Annotated in this window: 20 protein-coding genes; 9 read left to right on the forward strand and 11 right to left on the reverse strand. The window is 68.4% G+C overall.

Annotated features, from left to right (window positions below; genetic code table 11):
* Window positions 1-10 precede the first annotated feature (10 nt).
* The 6 genes from OHA40_RS28055 to tkt form a co-directional block, all read right to left on the reverse strand.
* Window positions 11-2,350 (reverse strand): thiamine pyrophosphate-dependent enzyme, encoded by a 2,340-nt coding sequence (locus tag OHA40_RS28055; RefSeq protein ID WP_330229845.1) that lies wholly within the window; start codon window positions 2,348-2,350, stop codon window positions 11-13.
* Window positions 2,351-2,656: 306 nt separating this feature from the next.
* Window positions 2,657-3,412, reverse strand: coding sequence for a 6-phosphogluconolactonase (gene pgl, locus OHA40_RS28060; RefSeq protein ID WP_330229846.1), 756 nt, complete (start codon window positions 3,410-3,412; stop codon window positions 2,657-2,659).
* Entirely contained in the window at window positions 3,405-4,313 is a 909-nt protein-coding gene (gene opcA / locus OHA40_RS28065) for a glucose-6-phosphate dehydrogenase assembly protein OpcA (RefSeq protein WP_330229847.1), read from the reverse strand. Before opcA ends, pgl begins: the two co-directional genes overlap by 8 nt.
* Entirely contained in the window at window positions 4,310-5,887 is a 1,578-nt protein-coding gene (gene zwf, locus OHA40_RS28070) for a glucose-6-phosphate dehydrogenase (RefSeq protein ID WP_330229848.1), read from the reverse strand. The genes opcA and zwf overlap by 4 nt, the downstream gene beginning before the upstream one ends.
* A gap of 3 nt (window positions 5,888-5,890) precedes the next feature.
* Window positions 5,891-7,036, reverse strand: coding sequence for a transaldolase (gene tal / locus OHA40_RS28075; protein ID WP_330229849.1), 1,146 nt, complete (start codon window positions 7,034-7,036; stop codon window positions 5,891-5,893).
* A gap of 5 nt (window positions 7,037-7,041) precedes the next feature.
* Complete coding sequence (gene tkt / locus OHA40_RS28080) at window positions 7,042-9,183, reverse strand: transketolase (protein WP_330229850.1); 2,142 nt, start codon at window positions 9,181-9,183, stop codon at window positions 7,042-7,044.
* Between the two features lie 1,005 nt (window positions 9,184-10,188).
* Here tkt and OHA40_RS28085 point away from each other — a divergent pair.
* A complete protein-coding gene (locus OHA40_RS28085; protein WP_442944083.1) occupies window positions 10,189-11,121 on the forward strand; it encodes a heme o synthase in 933 nt (310 codons plus the stop codon).
* Here the strand turns inward: OHA40_RS28085 and OHA40_RS28090 are convergent.
* Window positions 11,114-12,535: an FAD-dependent monooxygenase gene (locus OHA40_RS28090; RefSeq protein WP_330229852.1), complete on the reverse strand. Its 1,422-nt coding sequence runs from the start codon at window positions 12,533-12,535 to the stop codon at window positions 11,114-11,116. The genes OHA40_RS28085 and OHA40_RS28090 overlap by 8 nt on opposite strands.
* A gap of 83 nt (window positions 12,536-12,618) precedes the next feature.
* On the opposite strand from OHA40_RS28090, the gene OHA40_RS28095 reads away from it, so the two are divergent.
* Entirely contained in the window at window positions 12,619-13,233 is a 615-nt protein-coding gene (locus OHA40_RS28095; protein WP_330229853.1) for a TetR/AcrR family transcriptional regulator, read from the forward strand.
* Window positions 13,234-13,503: 270 nt separating this feature from the next.
* Here OHA40_RS28095 and OHA40_RS28100 read toward each other — a convergent pair whose 3' ends face one another.
* Window positions 13,504-14,469 (reverse strand): quinone oxidoreductase family protein, encoded by a 966-nt coding sequence (locus tag OHA40_RS28100; protein WP_330229854.1) that lies wholly within the window; start codon window positions 14,467-14,469, stop codon window positions 13,504-13,506.
* Window positions 14,470-14,530: 61 nt separating this feature from the next.
* On the opposite strand from OHA40_RS28100, the gene OHA40_RS28105 reads away from it, so the two are divergent.
* Together OHA40_RS28105 and OHA40_RS28110 are read left to right on the forward strand one after the other, a co-directional pair.
* Window positions 14,531-14,881, forward strand: a complete 351-nt coding sequence (locus OHA40_RS28105) for a hypothetical protein (RefSeq protein ID WP_330229855.1) — start codon at window positions 14,531-14,533, stop codon at window positions 14,879-14,881.
* A 3-nt stretch (window positions 14,882-14,884) separates the two neighbouring features.
* Window positions 14,885-15,679 carry a transporter substrate-binding domain-containing protein gene (locus tag OHA40_RS28110; RefSeq protein ID WP_330229856.1) on the forward strand — a complete coding sequence of 265 codons (795 nt, stop codon included), beginning with the start codon at window positions 14,885-14,887 and terminating at the stop codon, window positions 15,677-15,679.
* Window positions 15,680-15,731: 52 nt separating this feature from the next.
* Here the strand turns inward: OHA40_RS28110 and OHA40_RS28115 are convergent, their stop codons facing one another.
* Window positions 15,732-15,893: a hypothetical protein gene (locus tag OHA40_RS28115; RefSeq protein ID WP_330229857.1), complete on the reverse strand. Its 162-nt coding sequence runs from the start codon at window positions 15,891-15,893 to the stop codon at window positions 15,732-15,734.
* 114 nt (window positions 15,894-16,007) lie between these two features.
* On the opposite strand from OHA40_RS28115, the gene OHA40_RS28120 reads away from it, so the two are divergent.
* Complete coding sequence (locus OHA40_RS28120) at window positions 16,008-16,850, forward strand: glutamate ABC transporter substrate-binding protein (RefSeq protein WP_330229858.1); 843 nt, start codon at window positions 16,008-16,010, stop codon at window positions 16,848-16,850.
* A 139-nt stretch (window positions 16,851-16,989) separates the two neighbouring features.
* On the opposite strand, the gene OHA40_RS28125 is transcribed toward OHA40_RS28120, so the two are convergent.
* Window positions 16,990-17,562 (reverse strand): flavoprotein, encoded by a 573-nt coding sequence (locus OHA40_RS28125; protein ID WP_330229859.1) that lies wholly within the window; start codon window positions 17,560-17,562, stop codon window positions 16,990-16,992.
* A gap of 155 nt (window positions 17,563-17,717) precedes the next feature.
* A complete protein-coding gene (locus OHA40_RS28130) occupies window positions 17,718-18,947 on the reverse strand; it encodes a helix-turn-helix domain-containing protein (RefSeq protein ID WP_330229860.1) in 1,230 nt (409 codons plus the stop codon).
* A gap of 219 nt (window positions 18,948-19,166) precedes the next feature.
* On the opposite strand from OHA40_RS28130, the gene OHA40_RS28135 reads away from it, so the two are divergent.
* The 4 genes from OHA40_RS28135 (at window position 19,167) to OHA40_RS28150 (ending at window position 21,379) form a co-directional block, all read left to right on the forward strand.
* Window positions 19,167-19,499, forward strand: coding sequence for a hypothetical protein (locus OHA40_RS28135; protein WP_330229861.1), 333 nt, complete (start codon window positions 19,167-19,169; stop codon window positions 19,497-19,499).
* Window positions 19,496-19,954, forward strand: coding sequence for a DNA-directed RNA polymerase subunit beta (locus OHA40_RS28140; RefSeq protein WP_330229862.1), 459 nt, complete (start codon window positions 19,496-19,498; stop codon window positions 19,952-19,954). Before OHA40_RS28135 ends, OHA40_RS28140 begins: the two co-directional genes overlap by 4 nt.
* Window positions 19,955-19,956: 2 nt before the next feature.
* Complete coding sequence (locus OHA40_RS28145; protein ID WP_330229863.1) at window positions 19,957-20,172, forward strand: hypothetical protein; 216 nt, start codon at window positions 19,957-19,959, stop codon at window positions 20,170-20,172.
* Window positions 20,173-20,614: 442 nt separating this feature from the next.
* Window positions 20,615-21,379, forward strand: a complete 765-nt coding sequence (locus OHA40_RS28150) for a pentapeptide repeat-containing protein (protein WP_330229864.1) — start codon at window positions 20,615-20,617, stop codon at window positions 21,377-21,379.
* Window positions 21,380-21,388: the final 9 nt, after the last annotated feature.

Consider the following 21,388-nt stretch of genomic DNA (forward strand, 5'->3'; position numbering starts at 1 on the left):
TGTATTTCCACTATTCCCTGCCCGAATCGGATTCCCCGGATTGCCGCGCTTCGGCGCGCCGCGCATCCGGAGCGGTCGCTTCCGCCACGAGTGCTCGGGCCGCGGCGTCGATCCGGTTCTCGTCGAGCAGCACCGTGTCCGCGGCTGGTCCGAGCGGCACGAAACTGTCCTCGCTGGTGACGCGCGCGAGACGGCCCGAGAAACCGGCATCGATCAGGGCTGCGCAGACCGCCTCGGACATGCCCCCGCTGCGGCGGGTCTCGTCCGCGACGAGGACGCGGCCGGTCGCGCACGCGTGTGCCAGCAGGTCGTCCACCGGTAGCGGAGCCAGCCAGCGCAGGTCGAGCACCCGGGCATGGATGCCGCGCCGGGCCAGGCGTCGCGCCACGCGCAGGCTCATCGGCACGCCGTTGGCGAAGCTGACCAGGGTCAGGTCCGTGCCGTCGCCGTAGACGCGGGCTCGGCCGATCTCCACGTGCTCAGTGCGGGACGGGCGCGCCAGCCAGCCGTCGTCGCCGGAAGTGTGCAGGTCGCGGGTGTGATACAGCGCGATCGGCTCCAGAAACAGGCACACCCTGCCGTCCACTCGGGCGGCGGACACGCAGGTGCGCAGCATCGCCGCGGCGTCGTCGGCGCGGGACGGGGAGGCGAGGACCACGCCGGGGATGTCGCGCAGCGCGGCGATCGAGTTGTCGTTGTGGAAGTGGCCGCCGAAGCCCTTCTGGTAGGCGTATCCGGCGATCCGCACCACCATCGGGTTGCGGTAGCGGCCGTCGGAGAAGAACGACAGCGTGGCCGCTTCGCCGCGAATCTGGTCGGCGGCATTGTGCAGGTAGGCGAGATACTGGATCTCCGGGATCGGCACGAAACCGGCCAGCGCCGCGCCGAGTGCGGTGCCAAGGACGGCCTGCTCGTCCAGCAGGGTGTCGAACACACGGCGCGCGCCGAACATCTTCTGCAGTCCCTTTGTCACGCCGTACACGCCGCCTTTGCGGCCGACGTCCTCCCCGAAGACGAGTACATCGCGGTCGCGGGCCAGCAGATCCGCGAGCGTGTTGTTGACCGCCTGCGCGAGGGTCATCGGATCACCTTGCGCGGCAGCGCCGTTCGCGCTTGAGAGGTGTGACGCATCGGTACGTGAGATCGTCTGATCGGTGCCCGCCCGGTCCCGCGACGCCCAGCGGCGGTCGTCCGGTAGGCGCTCGGCTCTGAGTGCGTCCGCGCGCACCAAACCGGGACGGGACCGGCCGATCGGTGCGGTCACGACTGTGGCAGAGGTGAGTTTCGGTTCCCGGCAAACGATTTCGGCTGTCGCCGCGACGCGGCGGCCCAGGTCGGAATAGCAGTCGAGCACGTCGGCGGGCGTGGCCACGCCGGAGTCGACCAGCAGCCGCGCGGTCGCCAGTACCGGATCGCCGAGCAGGTCGGCGGCGATATCGGCGGGGCGGCGGTAGGCGGCCTCCACGTCCGAACCCGCGTGACCGAGCAACCGGACGGTCCGCAGACGCACGAACGCAGGCGCCCGATTGTCCCGAACCCACTGCGCGGCGGTGCTCGCGGTGGTCAGCGCGTCGAGGGCGTCGCATCCGTCCGCGCTGAAGTACCGCAGGCCGGGACGATGGCCGTATGCCTGCTCGATCCAGTCCGGCTGAGTGGGAACGCTGATCCCGATGCCGTTGTCCTCGCAGACGAACAGTATCGGCATCGGAATGCCTTGGTGGGCGGTATGGACGGCTGCGTTGATCGCCCCGGCCGCGGTGGAGTGGTTCACCGAGGCGTCGCCGAAACTGCACAGCACCACGGAATCCGGGGGCCACGGGCCGGAAACCCCCAGTCGCGCGGCACGATCGATCGCGAAGGCCAACCCCACCGCACGCGGAAGATGCGACGCGATGGTGGAGGTCTGCGGGATGACGTTCGCCGCCGCGCTCCCGAACACCTTGTGCCGCCCACCTGAGATCGGGTCGGCCGCCGCGGCGACCACGCCCAGCAGCACGTCCCGGATCGGGTCGAGACCGGGCACGCGCCGAGACCGGTGCACGAAGAACGCCCCTGACCGGTAGTGCAGCAAAGCGGGATCGGAGGTCCGCAGGGCCGCCGCGATCGCGGCGTTGCCCTCGTGGCCGGACGATCCGATGCTGTAGTAACCGCGCCGGGCGCTGCCGAGGCGCCGTGCCGCGAGATCGAGATGCCTGCTCGTCGCTTGCGATTCGAAGAGCTCGAGGCACGCCGCGCCGGTGATCGCGCTGCCGGGCGCGATCGGCTGACTCGCCGGACGGCCCGGCCGCGGCTCTAGCCCGGCGATCGCGGTGCGAAACCGCTCGTCCAGATCCACAACCTGCTCGGTCACCGAACGATCATCCCGTAGAACTCGCCGTTTGGATGCAATATCGGTCGGCATTCTTCCGGTAGTCACCCGAAAATTACGGACAAAATTCAGTCGCTCCGGTGAGGCGGCGGATCAGCCATCGACCGCGCCGGAAGGTCCATCGGCGACGGTCATTCATGCTGTCGGTGACTCGCGTGATGTCCTTTGGTGTCCGGGGCCTCTCGTTCTCGACCCGACCATCGACTGCGCTCGACGATCGGCAGCAGCGTCCGGCACCACCGAGTTCGATCCCAGCCGATCCGCAACCTCGAGCGACAGCCGCCGCGCTCAACGCAGCGCGGACGCGGCCTCCTGATCGAGCAGCCAGGTGGTGGAGTCGATGCCTGTCGCGCCCGCCGCCGGGATGTCGATCGGGTCCGCGCCGCCGATCGCCGCGGCGACCGCCTCGGCCTTGGCCCCGCCGGCGACCACCAGCACGACATGGCGAGCTCGGCGGATGGCGGGCCGGGTGAGGGTCACCCGCACCGGCGGCGGCTTCGGCGAATCCGTCACGGCGACAACGAGTTCGTGTTCCTCGCGGACGGCGTCGGTGTGCGGGAACAGCGAGTTGACGTGGCCCTCGCCGCCCATGCCGAGTAGATGCAGATCGAACGCACCGTGCTCGGCGAGGTAGGCGTGCACGGCCGCGGAATATTCGGCGGCCGCCTCCACCGGGTCGGGGTACTCGCCATCGGAGGCGGCCACCGGATGCACCCGTGCCGGGTCCACCGGCACGTGGTCGAGCAGGGCCTGCCTGGATTGCAGATCGTTGCGCTCCGGATCGCCCGCGGGCACGAAACGCTCGTCGCCCCAGAACACGTCGAGCCGGGACCAGTCGATGTCGCCGGGCGCCTTGCGCACCTGCTCCAGCAGGGCGATGCCGGTGCCGCCGCCGGTGAGCACTACCGACGCCGCACCGCGCTCGGCCTGGGCCGCGACGACGATCGACACGAAGCGGGCCGCCGCGGCGGCGACCAGTGACTCGGTGTCGAGGTGGACTTCGACGGTGTCGCTGGGAAAGGGTGAATCGGTGTGGTCACTCATAGATCACCTTCTCGATTCCGGCCAGCGCCTCCGCGTAGATCTCGTCGGCGTCCAGCCTGCGCAGTTCCTCCGCCAGGCAGTCGCGAGTCTCCCTGCGCGCCAGCGCGATCCGCTGTACCGGGTCGCCGGTGCGGGTGAGCGTGGCGGTGCGACCGGTTTGCGGTCGCTCGATCGCGATGGAGACCGTTCGGCGGTGCAGTTCCACGTGCAGGGGACCGGTGCGGCGGCGTACCGGGCAACCCAGCCGGGCGGCCAGCCAGCCCGCCAGCATGTCCAGGGCGGGTTCGTTGCGCAGTCCGGACACGGTCGCCGAATCCACGCGCTCGAACGGCGGCTCGTCCATAGCGGCGGCCAGCAGTGCGCGCCAGTAGGTGATCCGGCTCCAGGCCAGATCGGAATCGCCGGTTGCGAAGGAGCCGAGTCGCTTCTTGATCGCCGCCTGCGGATCGGGCGCGAATGTGGCGTCGGTGATGCGCCGGGTCGCCAGGCGCCCCACCGAGTCCTTGGACGGGAACTCCGGGGCTCCGCGTGGCCACCAGGCGACCACCGGCGTATCCGGCAGGAGGAACGGGATGACCACGCTGCTTTCGTGGTTGATCAGTTCGCCCTGCAGCCGCAGCACGATCACCTCGGCCGCCCCCGCGTCGCCGCCCACCCGGATCTGGGCGTCCAGCCGGGTGGCGGCCTCCCGGTCACCGCGTGCGAGCACCACCACGCGACAGGGATGCTCGCGGCTGGCATCGTTCGCGGCGTCGATCGCGCCCTCGGCTTCGGAGCTGTCGAGCGTGCACACCACCAGGGTGAGCACCCGGCCCACGGTGATCACGCCGTTGCTCTCGCGCAGTTGCACGAGGCGTTTGGTCACCTCGCCGGTCTTGGTCTCCGGCATGTCGACGATCACGGCCGCCGCCATTCTCGCCCGGTGCGGGCGAGCATCTCCTCGGCCGACGACGGACCCCAGGTGCCCGCCTCGTACGGCTCCGGCTTGCCATCGGCGGCCCAGTGCTCGAGCACGGGGTCCAGGATGCGCCAGGACAATTCGACCTCCGCGTTGACCGGGAACAGCGACGGCACCCCGAGCAGCACGTCGAGGATCAGGCGCTCGTACGCCTCGGGAGAGGACTCGGTGAACGCCTCGCCGTAGCTGAAGTCCATGTTGACATCGCGCACTTCCATACCGGAGCCCGGCACCTTCGAGCCGAACCGCGTGGTGATGCCCTCGTCCGGCTGCACCCGGATGACCAGCGCGTTCTGCCCGAGTTCCTCGGTCATGGTCTGGTCGAACGGCAGGTGCGGCGCCCGCTTGAAGATCACCGCGATCTCGGTCACCCTGCGCCCCAATCGTTTTCCGGTGCGCAGGAAGAACGGGACGCCCGCCCAGCGGCGGGTGTCGACCTCCAGACTGATCGCGGCATAGGTCTCGGTCCGCGAATTCGGATCGAACCCTTCCTCGTCCAGCAGGCCGACCACGTGCTCGCTGCCCTGCCAGCCCTCCGCGTACTGTCCACGCGCGGTGGTCTCGTCCAGCGGTTCGAGGAGCTTGGTCGCCGAGAGCACCTTGATCTTCTCGGTCTGCAGTTGCTTGGGCTCGAAGCTGATCGGCTCCTCCATGGCGGTGAGCGCCAGCAGTTGCAGCAGGTGATTCTGGATCACGTCACGCGCGGCCCCGATGCCGTCGTAATAGCCGGCGCGACCGCCCAATCCGATGTCCTCGGCCATGGTGATCTGCACGTGGTCGACGAAATTCGCGTTCCAGATCGGCTCGTACAACTGGTTGGCGAAGCGCAGCGCCAAGATGTTCTGCACCGTCTCCTTACCCAGGTAGTGGTCGATGCGGAACACCGTCTCCTCCGGGAACACCCGGTTGACCAGTTCGTTGAGCTCTTGGGCGCTCTCCAGGTCGTGCCCGAACGGCTTCTCGATCACCACTCGGCGCCACGGCCTGCGTCCCGCTTCGTCGAGGCCCTTGGTCTGGGCCAAGCCGTGCCCGGAGAGCTGATCGAGCACGACGGGGAACGTCTTCGGCGGGATCGACAGGTAGAAGGCGTGATTGCCGCCGGTGCCGCGCTCCTTGTCCAGGGTGGCCAGGGTGTCGGCGAGCCGGTCGAACGCCGCGTCGTCGTTGAAGGTGCCCTGGACGAATCGGATGCCTTCCGCGAGTTGGTCCCAGACCTCCTGGCGGAACGGGGTGCGCGAGTGCGTCTTCACCGCGTCGAGGACGACGGCGGCGAAGTCCTCATCCGCGTAGTCGCGGCGGGCGAAGCCGACCAAGCCGAAAGCCGCGGGCAGCAGCCCCCGGTTCGCCAAGTCGTAGATGGCCGGCATCAGCTTCTTCCGGGACAGGTCACCAGTGACCCCGAAGATCACCATGCTGCACGGTCCCGCGATGCGCGGAAGCCGTTTGTCCCGTTTGTCGCGCAGCGGGCTCTGCCAATCGTTGGCGGCTGGTCGACCCGTCGACGCTGTACCGGCCATCGGTCAGCTGTTCCCGGAGGCGGAAGCGCCGGCCGACCTCAACTCCTCGGCCGTGGCCGACAGCAACTCCTCCCAGGACTTCTCGAACTTGTCCACGCCTTCGCGCTCGAGCACCTCGAACACGTCGTCGAGGTCGACGCCGACGGCGGTCAGCTGGTCGAAGACGCCCTTGGCCGCCGCGGCCGTGCCGCTGACCACGTCGCCGCGGATCTCGCCGTGATCGGCGACCGCCTCGAGGGTCTTCTCCGGCAGGGTGTTCACCGTGTTCGGCGCCACCAGCTCGGTGACGTACATCGTGTCGGAGTAGTCCGGGTTCTTCACGCCGGTCGACGCCCACAGCGGCCGTTGCCGATTCGCGCCCGAGGCGGCCAAGGTCGTGTAGGTGGAGGTGTGCTTGCCACCGTCGAACACGTCCTGGTACTCGGCGTAGGCCAGGCGGGCGTTGGCGACACCGGCCTTCCCGCGCAGTGCGAGCGCCTCCTCGGTGCCGATCGCCTCCAGCCGCTTGTCGATCTCGGTGTCCACCCGGGACACGAAGAACGAAGCGACGGAATGGATCTTGGCCGGATCGTGCCCCGCGACCTTCGCCTTCTTCACGCCGTCCAGGTAGGCGCCCATGACCGCGCGGTAGCGCTGCACCGAGAAGATCAGCGTGACGTTCACGCTGATGCCCTCGGCGATCACGGCGCTGATCGCGGGCAGGCCCTCCTCGGTGGCCGGGATCTTGATGAACAGGTTCGGCCGGTCGACGATCTTCCACAGCTCGACGGCCTGCGCGGCGGTCTTGTCCGCGTCGAACGCCAGGCGCGGATCGACCTCGATGGAGACCCGGCCGTCCACGCCGCCGGTCGCCTCGTAGACCGGAGCGAACACGTCGCAGGCCGCCCGGACGTCGTCGGTGGTGATGGTGCGGATCGCGGCATCGGCGTCGGCGCCTTGGGCGGCAAGTTCTTTCACCTGGCCGTCGTAGGCGTGGCCCTTGCTGAGCGCACCTTGGAAGATCGTCGGGTTGGTGGTGACCCCGACGACGCTGCGGGTGGCGATCAGCTCGGCCAGGTTGCCGGACCGGATCCGGTCCCTGGACAGATCGTCGAGCCATACGGACACCCCCGCCGCCGACAGGGCGGCGAGGTTTTCGTTCTGAGCCATGAGCGCTATCCCTTCACGTTCTCGAGCGTGCGCTGCGCGGCGGCAACGACGGCTTCCGGAGTGAAGCCGAATTCGCGGAACAGGGTCTTGTGATCGGCGGAGGCGCCGAAGTGCTCGATCGACACGATCTCGCCCGCGTCACCGGCGAACCGGTGCCACGGCATCGCGATACCGGCCTCGACGACGACGCGAGCGGTGACCGCGGGCGGGAGCACCTCGTCCCGGTAAGCCTTGTCCTGCGCGTCGAACCACTCCACGCACGGCATCGACACCACGCGAGTGGCGATGCCCTGCTCCTCCAGCGTAGTGCGGGCGGCGACGGCGAGGTGGAGCTCCGAACCGGTGGCGATCAGGATCACCCGCGGGGTGCCGGTGGACGCCTCGGCCAGCACGTACCCGCCCTTCGACACGCCCTCGTAGCTGGTGCCTTCCACAATCGGCAGATCCTGGCGGGTCAGCGCCAGCCCGGACGGGCCGTCCTGGTGCGGCGGCTCCGACACCGAGAAATGCGAGGTGTGCTCGCTGCTGTCGCGCTCGAGGATGGTGCGCCAGGCGTAGGTGGTCTCGTTGGCGTCGCCGGGACGGACCACGTTCAGGCCGGGGATGGCGCGCAGCGCGGCCAGGTGCTCGATCGGCTGATGCGTCGGGCCGTCCTCGCCGAGGCCGATGGAATCGTGGGTCCACACATAGATCGCGGGCACCCGCATCAGCGCGGCCAAGCGGACGGCGGGGCGCATGTAGTCGCTGAACACCAGGAAGGTGCCGCCGTAGGGGCGGGTGGGGCCGTGCAGCGCGATGCCGTTGAGGATCGCGCCCATCGCGTGCTCGCGGACACCGAAGTGCAGCGTGCGGCCGTACGGGTTGGCCTTCCACATGCCGGTCGAGATCGACTCCGGCCCGAAGCTGGGCTGGTCGGGCATGGTGGTGTTGTTGGACTCGGCCAGGTCGGCCGAACCGCCCCACAGCTCCGGCAACACCGAAGCCAGCGCGGCGAGCACCTTGCCGGACGCCTTGCGGGTGGCCATGCCCTTCGGATCCGGTTCGTAGGTGGGCAGATTCGCGGCCCAGTTCTCCGGCAGCCTACGCGCGGCGAGGCGGTCGAACAGCGCCTTGTTCTCCCGGTTGGCCGCGGCCCATGCGTCGAACGATTTCTGCCACTCCGCGTGCGCCTGCCTGCCGCGGTCGACGACCTTGCGGGTGTGCGCGATCACCGCCGGGTCGACCTGGAAGCTCTGCTCGGGGTCGAAGCCGAGCACCTTCTTGGTGGCGGCGACCTCGTCGGCGCCCAGTGCGGCGCCGTGGGCGGAGCCGGTGTTCATCTTGCTGGGCGCCGGGTAGCCGATGATGGTGCGCAGCACGATGATCGAGGGCTTCTCGGTCTCGGCCTTGGCGGAGGCGAGCGCGGCCTCGATGGCGACGACGTCCTCGCCGCCCTCGACCACCTGCACGTGCCAGCCGTAGGCCGCGTAGCGCTCGGCGACGTCCTCGGTGAAGGCGATGGTGGTGTCGTCCTCGATGGAGATCTTGTTGTCGTCGTAGACCACGACGAGGTTGCCCAGCTGCTGGGTGCCCGCGAGCGACGACGCCTCGGAGGTGACGCCCTCTTCCAGGTCACCGTCGGAGGCGACCACGTAGATGAAGTGGTCGAACGGGCTCGTGCCCGGCGCGGCGTCCGGGTCGAACAGACCGCGCTCGCGCCGCGCCGCCATCGCCATGCCGACCGCCGAGGCCAGGCCCTGGCCGAGCGGGCCGGTGGTGATCTCGACGCCGTCGGTGTGGCGGAACTCCGGGTGGCCCGGGGTGAGCGAGCCCCACTTGCGCAGGTTCTCCAGGTCATCCAGTTCCAGGCCGAAACCCGCCAGATACAGCTGGATGTACTGGGTGAGGCTGGAGTGGCCGCACGACAGCACGAACCGGTCCCGGCCGACCCAGCTGGGATCGCTCGGGTCGATACGCATGGCGCGCTGGTAGAGCGTGTACGCCAGCGGCGCCAGGCTCATCGCGGTACCGGGGTGACCGTTTCCGGTGTTCTGCACCGCGTCGGCGGCGAGGACCCGAACGGTGTCGACAGCCTTGGTGTCCAGATCCGTCCAGTCGTCCGGGTGGTTCGGCTGAGTGAGGGCGCGGATGTCGTCTGTGATCGACACGACCGAGGTTCTCCTGACATTGGTTCGTCGACGGCGGGTGGGTTTCTGACGGCGATGATCGCGCGGCAGCTACGGCGTGCATACCGGTTTACCCAACTACCCTAGATGTGCCCGGTGACCGGCACAGCAGTAACCCTGTGTTGTTTTGCCATGCTGTTCTGCGGCGCCTGCGGCGCTGCGTATTCGCGCCCACGTTGCGGCTCGTGCCGGAGCAGCCGAGGTTCGGGATCACGTCACACACGCTTCGCCCCTCGGACGCGGGCTGGGCCGCGAACGGTGACCCGCTGTCTCGCACCCGGCGGCCTGGCGTGCGTTGACCGAGCAAGCGCGCGGGAGCCTCGGCGTGAGTGGCCGGAAACGCTGCTGCGGGGACGCGTCCGTGCCGCGCCGCGCCGCGTGCTGCGTATTCGCGCCCACTTTGCGGCCCCTTCCGAGCATGCAGGATTTGCGACTCGCATCGGAAGTGCTCGTTGCATCCGGATGTAAGCCGCATGAACGGGACTCGTAAGACTCGCATCGGCGCTGGGCGTGTCGGTCGAGCGTCCGCATCGCCCTCCAGTTGGCGACTGCACGGCCTCCGGCTGAGAGCGGACGGTCCGGTGGGACGCTGTGTCCGAGGCACACCGCCGCATGCGCTCACCGGGGCAGCGGAGAGCCGCGAGGGCCTCGCCCCGGTCGCACAGTCCGATGAGTGCGACCACTCGAATGCGGACGGTTGGAGCGCTCGGAATGGCCGGTCTGATCCGTCACATTCCGGTGCCGTTGCGCGGGGGCGCGGAGAAGGCCGGGGGCGGCAGGGGTCTACCATCCTGTGTAGTAGTAATCGCGCCGTACCGGTCGGAGAGGGCGCCGGGGCGGACGAGGGATCCGGTACTGGCACATCTGTACCAGCGGGACGAGCGCTGCTGGTCCATGCCGGATGCGATGCACAGCGTGCGAGGAGAGACAGTGCGGATTGGGCAACAGCCGGGTGGCGATGGTGCGCACGGCTCCTCCGCGACGGCGCTGGCCGACCGGTTCACTGGTTCCGGCCTGCCGTCCCGGCTGCTGCGGCGAGTACTGTCCTACGTCGCGCTGACCAAGCCGAGGGTGATCGAGCTGCTGCTCGTCGCCACCATCCCGACAATGTTGCTCGCCGACCGCGGCACCGTCGACATCCGCCTGATCCTCGCCACGTTGTTCGGCGGCTGGATGGGCGCGGCGAGCGCGAACACGCTCAACTGTGTCGCCGACGCCGACATCGACAAGATGATGAAGCGCACCGCCAAGCGTCCGCTGGCCCGGGAGGCGGTGCCGACCAGGAACGCCTTCGTCTTCGGCGTGGTACTCGGCGCGGGCTCGTTCGCCTGGCTGTGGTGGCAGGCGAACCTGCTCAGCGGCCTGCTCGTCGTCGCGACGATCCTGTTCTACGTCTTCGTGTACACGCTGGGCCTCAAGCGCCGCACCTCGCAGAACGTGGTGTGGGGCGGCGCGGCGGGGTGCATGCCCGCGCTGGTCGGCTGGTCGGCGGTGACCGGGGGCATCGGCTGGCCCGCCGTCGCCCTGTTCGGGGTGATCTTCTTCTGGACGCCGCCACACACCTGGGCGCTGGCCATGCGCTACAAGGAGGACTACCGTGCGGCCGGCGTGCCGATGCTGCCGGTGGTGGCCACCGAGCAGACCGTCACCCGGCAGATCGTCATCTACACCTGGCTGACCGTGCTCACCACGCTCGCCCTCGTGCCGGCGACCGGCGTCATCTACGCGGCCGTCGCGCTGGTGGCCGGAGCGTGGTTCCTGCTCATGGCCCACCAGCTGTACGCGGGCGTGCGGCGCGGCGAATCGGTGAAGCCGCTGCGGCTGTTCCTGCAGTCGAACAACTATCTGGCCGTGGTGTTCTGCGGCCTCGCGGTGGACTCGGTGCTCGGCTGGGACACCATCGGCAGCTTCTTCAGCTGATTTCGCCCACATAGCCGTCCGGCCGGACCCGGACCAGCGTGCCCTCGGTCGCGGCGTAGGCGGCGTGTGCGTGGCCGTCGATATCCACCACATATGGTCCCGCCACCGCCGCTCCCGGGCGGACCACCGCGTACGCGGGTGCACCCGGCTCGAGCTCGGCGGGAGCGCCGAACGACAACAGTGTCGCGTGTGGCCCGCGGAACAGGTCGAACAGCCGTACCGGTCGTCCCGCATCGTCCTTCAAGGGCGCGTCCGGCGCGCGGTCGCCGACGGCCAGCGCCGCGCGCACGGCAGGGTCGCGGTAGCTGATGTCCAACTGCTGGGTCTCCGGTCCGCGCTGCATCGCGTCCTCGTCGCCGTCGACCAGCTTGTCCAGTAGTTCGGAACTCATCCCGAGCACCCGGGCGGCCACCGTCCTGCGCTCGGCTTCGTAGCTGTCCAGAACGGCGTCGTCACCGGCGAGGGCGGCGGCCAGCTTCCAGCCGAGGTTGTACGCGTCCTGGATGCCGGTGTTCATGCCCTGGCCGCCGGTGGGCGGGTGCACGTGCGCGGCGTCACCGGCGAGGAAGACCCGGCCGTCGCGGAACCGTTGCGCGAGGCGGACATTCGGCCGCCACACCGTCACCCAGGTGAGGTCGGTGAGCACGACGTCGTCGCGCCCGCAGTAGCGGTCCGCGTACTCCTGCAGCAGTTCGAGGCTCGGCTGCGCGTCGCCGGTCAGCGGCGCGGCGAACTGGAACTGACCTCCACTGGGCAACGGGGACAACGCGATTCCCTCCATCGGCCGGTCGGCGGCGGCGAACCAGTATCCGTACTCGTGGTCGAGCGCGTCGGCGCGCACGTCGCCGAGCAACATCCGGATCGACTCGTCGGTACTACCCTCGAACGGGATGCCCAAGGTCTTGCGCACGGTGCTCTTGCCGCCGTCCGCGCCGACCAGGTAGGCGGCTCGCACCCGCTCGCGCGTGCCGTCGCGTTCCAGGGTCGCGGTGACGCCGTCGCCGTCCTGCGTGACATCGACCAGCGCGGTGCCGAGTTCCACGTGCACGCCGAACTCGGTGAGCCGATCGCGCAGGATGGCCTCGGTCCCGGACTGGCCGAGCACCCACAGGTTCGGGTAGGGGATGGCGGGGGTCGGCTCGACCGGCTCGGCCATCCTGCGCTCGGTGACGAACTCGCCGTCGAGGTGGACGCGCATCACCGGGGTCGGCATCCCCGCCGCGTGCACCGCGTCCAGGACCCCCAGGTCGTCGAAGACCTCCAGGGTGCGTGGCTGGATGCCGTCGCCGCGGGAGCCTGCGAAGAACGACGCCGCTCGGTCGACGATCCGCACGGGGATACCCCGGCGGGCGAGGTCGAGAGCGAGGGTGAGGCCGGTGGGGCCTGCGCCCGCGACGAGAACGAGCTGTGACACGACTACTCCTAGTGAATTTATATTCAGTGAATGTAAATTCAGTGTGGTGGGTTGGTACCTTCCCTGTCAAGGAGGTGAGGTGGATGTCATTGAGTCGCAAGGAGAAGTCGGCCGAAACCGAACAGGCATTGAAGGCCGCGGCGCTGCGGTTGTTCGCCGAGCGCGGCTACCTGAACACCAAGATCGCCGACATCACGACGGCCGCGGGCCGGGCGGCCGGATCGTTCTACAACCACTTCGCGAGCAGGGAAGAATTGCTCCAGGCGCTGCTGAACGATCTGGCCGCCGCGGGAGACGAGCGCGCGGAAGGACCCGAACACAACCCGGATTTCAGCGACCCGGAGGCTGTGCGCTACCACGTCGCCGGGTATTGGACCTTCGCGCGGGAACACGCGGCGGTGCTGCGCGCGGTGAATCAGGCGGCGTTGGTCAACGACGAATTCGCGCGCATGGTGGCAGGCTTCGCCATCCAGCAGCGCGCCGACATCGCCGACCACGTGGCCGGCTTCGCCGACAAGGGATTACAGCTGCCGAGCACCCCCGACGCCAGTCTGGCGATGATGTTCCTGCTTACCCAGAGCCTGCTGGTCGCGGTCGAGGACGGCACGGTCGCGCTCACCGACGAACAGGCGGTGGATGGCCTGACCCGCTTCGTGTACCGCGGGCTGACCGGGCGGGATATCGCGGCACCCGATTGAGCGTCGCCGATCACCGGCGCGCCACACGTCCGACCTCGACCACACCCGGCGGAGGAACTGGCGACTCCAAAGGTCGGGCTCGACAACGGCAGAGTCGAGGTCTGGAGATTTCGGTGCCTGCGCACCTCACCGAGCGACTGCGCCGCGTCGACAACCGAGTTATGCCTACTGCCGTACAGCATCCAGCCGCGATTCGCGATCCCTCTCGGTGGTGCGCTGCCGAAGAAACCCTGACGGCGGGCCGCCCGTCGAGCCGCCCACCGCTCGGATTCATGGCAGCAGAACGATGGAACCGGTGGTTTGGCGGCCTTCCAGGTCGCGGTGGGCCTGCTCGGCTCGGGCCAGTGGGTAGGTCGCGCCGATCCGGATGTTCAACGTGCCGTTGGCGATGGCGTCGAGGACATCGCCCGCGCGCCAGGCGAGTTCGGCGCGGTCGCGGGTGTAGTGCGCGAGCGTGGGGCGGGTGACGAACAGCGACCCGGCGGTGCTGAGGCGCTGCAGGTCGAACGGCGGCACCGGCCCGCTCGCGCCGCCGAAGAGGGCGAGCATGCCGCGCACGCGCAGCGAGGCCAGGCTCGATTCGAAAGTCGCCGCGCCGACGCCGTCGTAGACCGCGGCCACGCCGATCCCGTCGGTGAGTTTGCGCACTTGGTCGGCGAGCTCGTCGCCGTAGCGCAGTACCTCGGCCGCGCCCGCCGCGCGGGACAGGGTCTCCTTGTCGTCGGAGGACACGGTCGTGATCACCCGCACGCCGCGTGCCGTGAGGAGCTGGGTCAGGATCAGCCCGACACCACCCGCACCCGCGTGTACCAGCACGGTCTCCCCGGGATCGGGCTTGTAGATCGACTCGATGAGGTAGTGCGCGGTCATGCCCTGCAACAGCGCCGACGCGGCCACCGGCGGGTCGACGCCGTCCGGCACCGCGATGGCGACGGCGGCGTTCACCGCGACCTTCGGTGCGTAGCTGCCCGGTGCGGCGGCCCAGGCGACCCGGTCGCCGACCGAGAACTCGGTGACATTCGCGCCGACCTCGGCGACGACGCCGGTGCCCTCCGCGCCCGGGATGTAGGGGACATCCTGCGGATAGCGCCCGGTGCGGATGTAGGTGTCGATGAAGTTGACGCCGATCGCCTGGGTATCGACCAGCACCTGGTCCGGCCCGATCTGCGGATCGGGCAGCTCCACGTACTTCAGGACCTCGGGACCACCGTGCTCGGAAACCTGAATGGCGCGCATGAGATCCAGTTGTACACCCGAGGGGCTGGACCGCATCCTACCGGTCGGTAAACTGCCTGCCATGAGTGATCGAACCGTCACGGTCCCGGCGAAGCTGTCGGGCGCCCTCGTGGAGTCCGTCAAGGGATTCGTCGCCGAGCACGGCCGCTCCGCCACGGCCGTGCTCCAGCCGATCGGGCGCAGCGGCGTCCGGCTCACCCTGGTCGGCGCCGACGGCGTCCTCGGCGACCGCGTGGTCCCCGACCTCGACACCGCCAAGGAGTTGATCGCCACCATCGACGGGCTCACCGAGGCCGACGACTGGGATCGCGAGCTCACTTCGATCGTCACCCCGCGCAAGGGCCACTGGGCCAAGATGGCGGGCTGGGTGGCCAAACAGACCCGTTTCCCCAAGGCACGCAACGAGAAGTGATCGGTGCGTAGCCGGATGACGCGGCTGTCGAGCCGCATCGGCGCGATTGTGGCCGCCGGGTGGACAGCCCTTGTCGCGGTGACGATTCCGGCGGCGGCGCAGGACACATCGAATGCCTTGCGCGCCTGTACGCCTGGCGACTATCCGCCGTACTCGGTCGCGGACGGCGGCTACCGCGGCGTGGACGTGGATCTCGCCCGCGGATTCGCCGCCGCGCTGCACCGTCCGATCGAGTTCGTGCCCGTGACGTGGGCGACGCTGAAAACGGATTTCGCCGAGCGGAACTGCGATATCGCCGTCGGAGGCATCTCCGACCTGCCGTCCCGCCGCGCTTTCGCCGACTTCTCGATCACCTACGGCACCGACGGCAAGACCCCGATCACCCGCGGCTCGAACGGCACCGCCTACTCGACCATCGACGAGATCAACCGTCCCGGCGTCCGGGTCATCGCGAATCGCGGCGGCACGAACGAGGAATTCGCGCGCAAGAACTTCCCGGAGGCGCAGCTCACCTTGTGGCCGGACAACCTGACGATCTTCGGCGAGATCGAAGCGGGCCGCGCCGACGTATTCGTCACCGACGCGGTCGAGGGCCGCTACCGCGTTCGCCAGCACCCGGACCTCCAAGTGCTGCACCCGGAAGCGCCGTTCGATTCGTTCGGCAAGGTGCTCTTGGTCCGCAAGAACGATCCGGTCTTGGCCACCGCCCTCAACGCCCACCTGGCGACCCAGCTCGCGACCGGTGCGGTGGACCGTCTGTTCGACCAGTGGATCGGGCCGAACGCTTCTATCGGCTGATTGCGCCAGCGCGAAATACATTGCCGCCGCATCGCCGATCGGCGAGGGGAGGTCAAACGCCCTCACCCACTTGGGCATAGTGCGGGAACTGACCGGGACTGGGCCCGATGCGGCCGATCCGCGCCGGCAAGCGCTGACCGGGTTCCTCGAGATCGGCAACCGGCTCGGGGAAGCCGATGGTCCGCCGTTCGGCGAGCCGGATCCGGTTTCCCACCGGCGGGAATGCGCTCGATACGGGCGTCGGGATTCCCGGGGAAAGATGACGTGTCGTTAGCACCCGGGCCTGCGATCTGGCCTGACGGCTCAGCGTGAGAGGGAACCGAATTCGATGAGGATCAACCGCACACTCCGCCTCGGCATCGGGGTGATCGCCGTCGCCCTCGCCGCCACCGCCTGCGGTGGCGGTAGCGGCAGCGAAACCGCGAGCACCGCTGATCACGTGAAGGAGGGCAAGCTGACCATCGGCATCAAGTTCGACCAGCCGGGCCTGGGCTTTCGCGACAAGGACGGCGCGTACCAAGGGTACGACGTCGAGATCGCCAAATACGTGGCAGGCAAGCTCGGCGTTCAGTCCGACAAGATCACCTTCAAGGAGGCGCCGTCGGCGCAACGCGAGACGATGATCATGAACGGCGAGGTGGACTTCATCGTCGCCAGCTACTCGATCACCGACGGCCGCAAGGAGAAGGTCGACTTCGCCGGGCCGTACTTCGTGGCGGGGCAGGCCCTGCTGGTGAAGAAGGAGAACACCGAGATCACCGGTGTCGAGTCGCTGGTAGGCAACAAGAAGCTCTGCTCGGTCAAAGGCTCCACCCCGGCGCAGAACGTCAAGGACAACTACGCCAAGGACGTCAAGTTGGTGGAAGTGGACAACTACTCGCAGTGCATCGAAGCGCTGCGCAGCGGTTCGGTCGACGCGGTGACCACCGACGACATCATCCTCGCCGGTTACGCGGGCCAGGCATCGGGCGAACTGAAGCTGGTCGGCAACACGTTCACCGTGGAGAAGTACGGCATCGGCCTGAAGAAGGGCGATCAGGAGACCCGCGCCAAGATCAACGACGCGATCGAGGCAATGTTCGCCGACGGTTCTTGGCAGAAGGCGTTCGAGGCAACGATCGGTCCGCTCCGCGACTCGACGCTGACGCCGCCCGCCGTCGACCGGTACTGATCGGACTCCACCGACCCCAGCGCTTGCGGATCGCCGATCTGCAAGCGCTGGGGTCGGATAGGCGTCGATCGCAGCGGGCAGTAGCAGCGCCTGACCTCTCGGTCCGACACTTCCGCGGCCCGCGGGGCAGGGACGTCGCTCAGTTGGACGCCGGGCGGTCCACGTTCGTCCGGCGCGGATGCGCCAGCAGCGCCTGCCAGGCCGTATCCCAGGGGAAGCGGGGGATGAGCGACTCCCCGCTGCGCGGCTCGTGGGGCTCACCGTCGCCCATCAGCACGGTGACGCCCCACTCGGACAGCTTGCGCAACCCGTCCTGAATTGCGGGAAAACTCATCTGCGCGCGATTGGAGTACGGCACCGCGACGATCGGCAGCCCCTTGCCCAGCCCTTCGACCAGCAGCCCGAGCGGCAGCGTATCGGAGATCCCGGCGGCCCACTTCGCGACCGAGTTACCGGTGACCGGTGCGGCGATCATGCCGTCCGGCGGCGGCAGGACATCCGGCGTGCCAGGCTCCTTGTACTCGCTGCGCACGGGGTAACCGGTCTGCGCCGCGATTGCCTCGACATCGATGAACTTGGTACCGGAGGGTGAAGCGATCACGCAGACGACCCAGCCGTCCGCCTGAGCCATGGCGACCAGCTTGCCGACATCGCGAGCAGCGGGCGAACCGGTCACGAGGGCGTACAACACCGGATTTCCGTTGGCGTCCATGGGATCATCGTGTCAGGTCGCACATACCCCGACCGGAACTGCGCTGGGATTCGCCGATGGTCTTCGGCACGAGGGTCGTCTGCGGCCGAGCCGACACCCAATACGCGATCGTTCGGGCTTGCCTCGACGAGAACCCGTTCACCCGAACCAAGAAGTCATGCTGGGACCGCGCCGATGCGTTTGGCCAAGCGGCCCAGGTCGCCGGTGGTCAAGTCGCGGCGTGCCGAGCGCATCATGTGGCCGACCAGTTCGCGGACGTGGGTCATGCCGCGAACCTGTTGGGGGGCGATGTGTTCGGCGCGTAGCAGTGCGTGCAGGGAGCTTCGGTAGTCGCGGCGTAGGGCGTGTGCGCGGCCGATTTCGACGAAGTACTGTGCCCGGCGGCCTTCTGCGGCAATGGTTTCCGGGGCGAGTGTCGGTGCCAGTTCGAGCACTTGGCCCGGTTCGCGTCTTTCCATTGCGGCCGACATGCGCCACAAGGTTACGTTCGCCGCGTCGAAGGTGGGGTTGCGGAGGAGGGTGCTGTCCGGGCCTGCCTGCTCGAGCCGGGCGACTTGTTCGTCTGCTTCGTCCAGGTGATCCGTCGGGTCACCCCCTAGTGCGGCTGTGACAAGTGCGGCTTGGAGGTGCAGCATGCCGTAGGTCTCGATTTCGCCGAGCGTGCGCACGTCCGGTGCGAGTCGGTCGACCGTCCTGGCGTTGTCGAATGCGGCGGCGAAGGAGCCGGGGCGGGCGAGGAGTATCTGGCTCCGTATGTATGCGGCCGCGGCCGGACCGCCTGTGCCGCCGATGTTTTCGGTCGCGCGTTCGATTTCCTGCGCCGCCGTCCACGCCAACGACGGGTAGCCGCGACGCGCCGCCGACTGAGCCGTAATGTAGGCAACCGCGGCCAGCGCGTCCCAGGTCCGGTCCCGAGCGGCCCCGGTCGCGTCGCGAGTGTGGCGATAGCAGTCGTTGAGCAGCGGGGCAAGCAACGGCCCGAGTGTTGCATAGTCACAGGCACGCCGCAGGTCGGCCGCGTACTTCGTGGTGGCGGTCAGTTCATCGAGATTTCGTGGTGCGCGTGTCGTCGTGGTATTTCCGTGCGTCCAAAGCGCGGTTTCGATGTCGGAGACCGCAGCATGGAATCCGGCAGAGATCGGGTCCAGTCGATCCCGGTGATCTCCAGTCAGGTCGCCCAGCGCTACGCCGAGTGCCTGTGCGAGCGCGTGCAGCGTCCTGCGCGAATCGACAGGACGCTCGCCGTTCTCGTACTTGGCGATGGCGCCCCGGCTGACACCGACGCGGTCGGCCAAGACTTGCTGAGAGATCCCGCGGCGCGCACGGATAGCACGCACCTGGCGGCCGATGTACCGGCCGTCGTCATGCCCCAGGTCATTGCTCATCGGCTCTCCCCTCGACGGGTGCTGATCAAACCCCATGCTAGACGCGCTATCAGGTGTCCCGCAGCGGGACCAAGCGCGCCCATCAACCCGCCAAGCTATCCCGAGCATTCGCCGATGGAGCCACGCGTATCCATGCGGCAGCACAGCGACGCGCGGCAAAGTCGGCCGGTGCATGCCTTGGCGATGCTCACAACGCGATGAGCAGGGGAGAAGCCAAACATGATGCGGGGAAAGACATTCGGGTTCGTGCGGCGCGACAGGTCCGTGGACCCGGACGGTGACGGGCCCGTGGTCCGGGCGATCGCGGCGAGGGATGGGTATGGCCTGGTCGTAGCGTATCTGCCTGGCGCGGAGATCGACCCTGGTCCGACGCTATGGCTGCTGCAACGGGTGCACACCAATCGTGTCCCGGCAGTGATCGTTCCTAACTTCACGCACCTTGGTGCGATGACGCAACGAGTGCTGCGCGGCTACCGCGATCTGGTCACCTCGGAGCAGATACTTCCTGGTCGTGTCGCGTATCCGAGCGCCGCGCAGTGGAGGGCACGGTGAGCGAGACACCTGATCTGGTGGCAGATACCCCGGTCAGCCGGTGCCGCTTCTACCGGCAATGCGGGCTCGCGGCGGGTGTGGAGCCGGAACACGGGCGAATCGTGGTGCGCGCGGACAGAGTTGGTGCGATCACCATGCCCGCGCGCCTCGGTCAGGAGGTGAAGGCGCTGATGCAGGTTCGGCGATCCGGGCTCGGGCCGATCATCTCGCATCCGCGCTCACGGCGCTGGACCTACCTGGTGCGGCCGGATCTGCCCGACGAAGTGCGCTTGTTCGCCGAGCTGTTCCGGCTGGACGTATCAATCGCCCGGGGCGGTGCGCAGATCGCGCTGCCCTCGCCCGCCGACCGGCCGCCCTGCTTCCGGGTGTGGGTCGAGCCGCCCCGCGACACCTTCCGGCCATCAGGCGCGATCGTGGTCGCCGCGATTCGCGTCTGCGCGCGGCGCCGGAGGTGACGGTGCGGCAGCAGTCTCCGCGCCCGGACGAGAAGGACGTCCACCTGTCCATTCAATTCCATGACGTGCGTATGGATTTCGCGGCGTGCGCAAGCGCGGCGGGACTGTTCGTGCAGGAGTGGCGCGCCCGCCACTATCACCACGCGGTCACCGTGGTGCCCGGCGATCCGACGGGCCTGCCCCGGTTGCCCAACGAGAGGTTGTACCTGCCACCGTGAGCGCTCGCCACCGATGGCCTGGCCGCTGCCCGTGCCCGCAGGTGACGACTTGGCCGACCATCGTCCATCGCCGCTGAACAGATCGGTCAGGTCCGCCATCCGTACTTGCCCTGAGGTGATCGTCTCCTCTGTCGCACGGCTGCTGGCGTGTCGCAGTGGACGGTGTACAAGACGTGCGCGGACTCAGCCGGACGCGCCGAGCTGTAGCAGTTGATCGAAGGCCGACCGCGCCGGTACATAAGGTGATACGACCGCGGACCTGTACTTTTCGAGGGAGGTACCGATGTCGATGCGGGGCACGCCATCGCCGCGACGGCGTGGTGCGGTCGCCGGCCGTGGCCGCTCACTGCGACCACCCACACCACCATTGGCGCCGTCATCTCGGGTCAGGCGTACGATGCACCGTCTTGTCGAGTGGCCGGGCTGGCCGAAACTCGCGGCGATGACCACCACTGTCGCCGCGATCGCTGCTCTCTGGTTCACCAGCCAGTCATTGCGAGCCACCGACAACCAGTACGCCTTGTCCCAGCAGGTGGCGGTCACCAACCGTTTCCAGACGGCGATCGAGCAGCTGACCTCCGACAAGGTCGATATCCGCTTGGGCGGTATCTACCTGCTGGAACGGCTCGCGAAGGACTCACCTGCCGATCACGAGACGGTGTTCACGGTGCTTTCGGCGTTCCTGCGCACCCACACCACCGCGTCGGCGTGCGAACCCCCGACCCGGACCGCACCGGCACCGGTCGATGCCTACGCAGTGGTGAAAGTGATCGGCAGGCGCGACAACGCACGCCCACTCGACCTCGCTGGGACGTGCTTGGCCGGCATGCGATTTTTTCAACCTGCCCGCTACGACGCCCGAGACCGGCCCAGATATGCCAACCTGACCGGCTCATCCTTCGACTCCGCGAACCTCGCGGACACCATCTTCTACTTCGCGAACCTCACCGACGCCTACTTCGGCGACGCGAACCTCACCGGCGCAGGCTTCTCCTACGCGAACCTCACCGGCGCCTACCTGGTCAACGCGAACCTCACCGAAGCGATATTGCAGGGCGCGAACTTCACCGACGCCAACCTTGACGGCGCGAACCTCACCGGCGCCTACCTCGCCGGCGCGAACTTCACCAACATCTTCTACAGCGACACCACACGATGGCCAGGCGGGTTCACGCCACCGAAAAGCCGCCCGAACCCTCTGCTGTAGCTGCACACT

The sequence above is a fragment of the Nocardia sp. NBC_00508 genome, assembly GCF_036346875.1.
In the GTDB taxonomy this organism is placed as follows: domain Bacteria; phylum Actinomycetota; class Actinomycetes; order Mycobacteriales; family Mycobacteriaceae; genus Nocardia.

Bases quoted from the DNA above. Each gene is read 5' to 3' on its own strand.
- OHA40_RS28135 (WP_330229861.1), top strand. From the start codon at position 19,167: ATGATGCGGGGAAAGACATTCGGGTTCGTGCGGCGCGACAGGTCCGTG.
- OHA40_RS28100 (WP_330229854.1), bottom strand. From the start codon at position 14,469: ATGCGCGCCATTCAGGTTTCCGAGCACGGTGGTCCCGAGGTCCTGAAG.
- OHA40_RS28150 (WP_330229864.1), top strand. From the start codon at position 20,615: ATGACCACCACTGTCGCCGCGATCGCTGCTCTCTGGTTCACCAGCCAG.
- OHA40_RS28095 (WP_330229853.1), top strand. From the start codon at position 12,619: ATGTCATTGAGTCGCAAGGAGAAGTCGGCCGAAACCGAACAGGCATTG.
- OHA40_RS28130 (WP_330229860.1), bottom strand. From the start codon at position 18,947: ATGAGCAATGACCTGGGGCATGACGACGGCCGGTACATCGGCCGCCAG.
- pgl (WP_330229846.1), bottom strand. From the start codon at position 3,412: ATGAGTGACCACACCGATTCACCCTTTCCCAGCGACACCGTCGAAGTC.
- OHA40_RS28105 (WP_330229855.1), top strand. From the start codon at position 14,531: ATGAGTGATCGAACCGTCACGGTCCCGGCGAAGCTGTCGGGCGCCCTC.
- zwf (WP_330229848.1), bottom strand. From the start codon at position 5,887: ATGGCCGGTACAGCGTCGACGGGTCGACCAGCCGCCAACGATTGGCAG.
- tal (WP_330229849.1), bottom strand. From the start codon at position 7,036: ATGGCTCAGAACGAAAACCTCGCCGCCCTGTCGGCGGCGGGGGTGTCC.
- OHA40_RS28120 (WP_330229858.1), top strand. From the start codon at position 16,008: ATGAGGATCAACCGCACACTCCGCCTCGGCATCGGGGTGATCGCCGTC.
- OHA40_RS28125 (WP_330229859.1), bottom strand. From the start codon at position 17,562: ATGGACGCCAACGGAAATCCGGTGTTGTACGCCCTCGTGACCGGTTCG.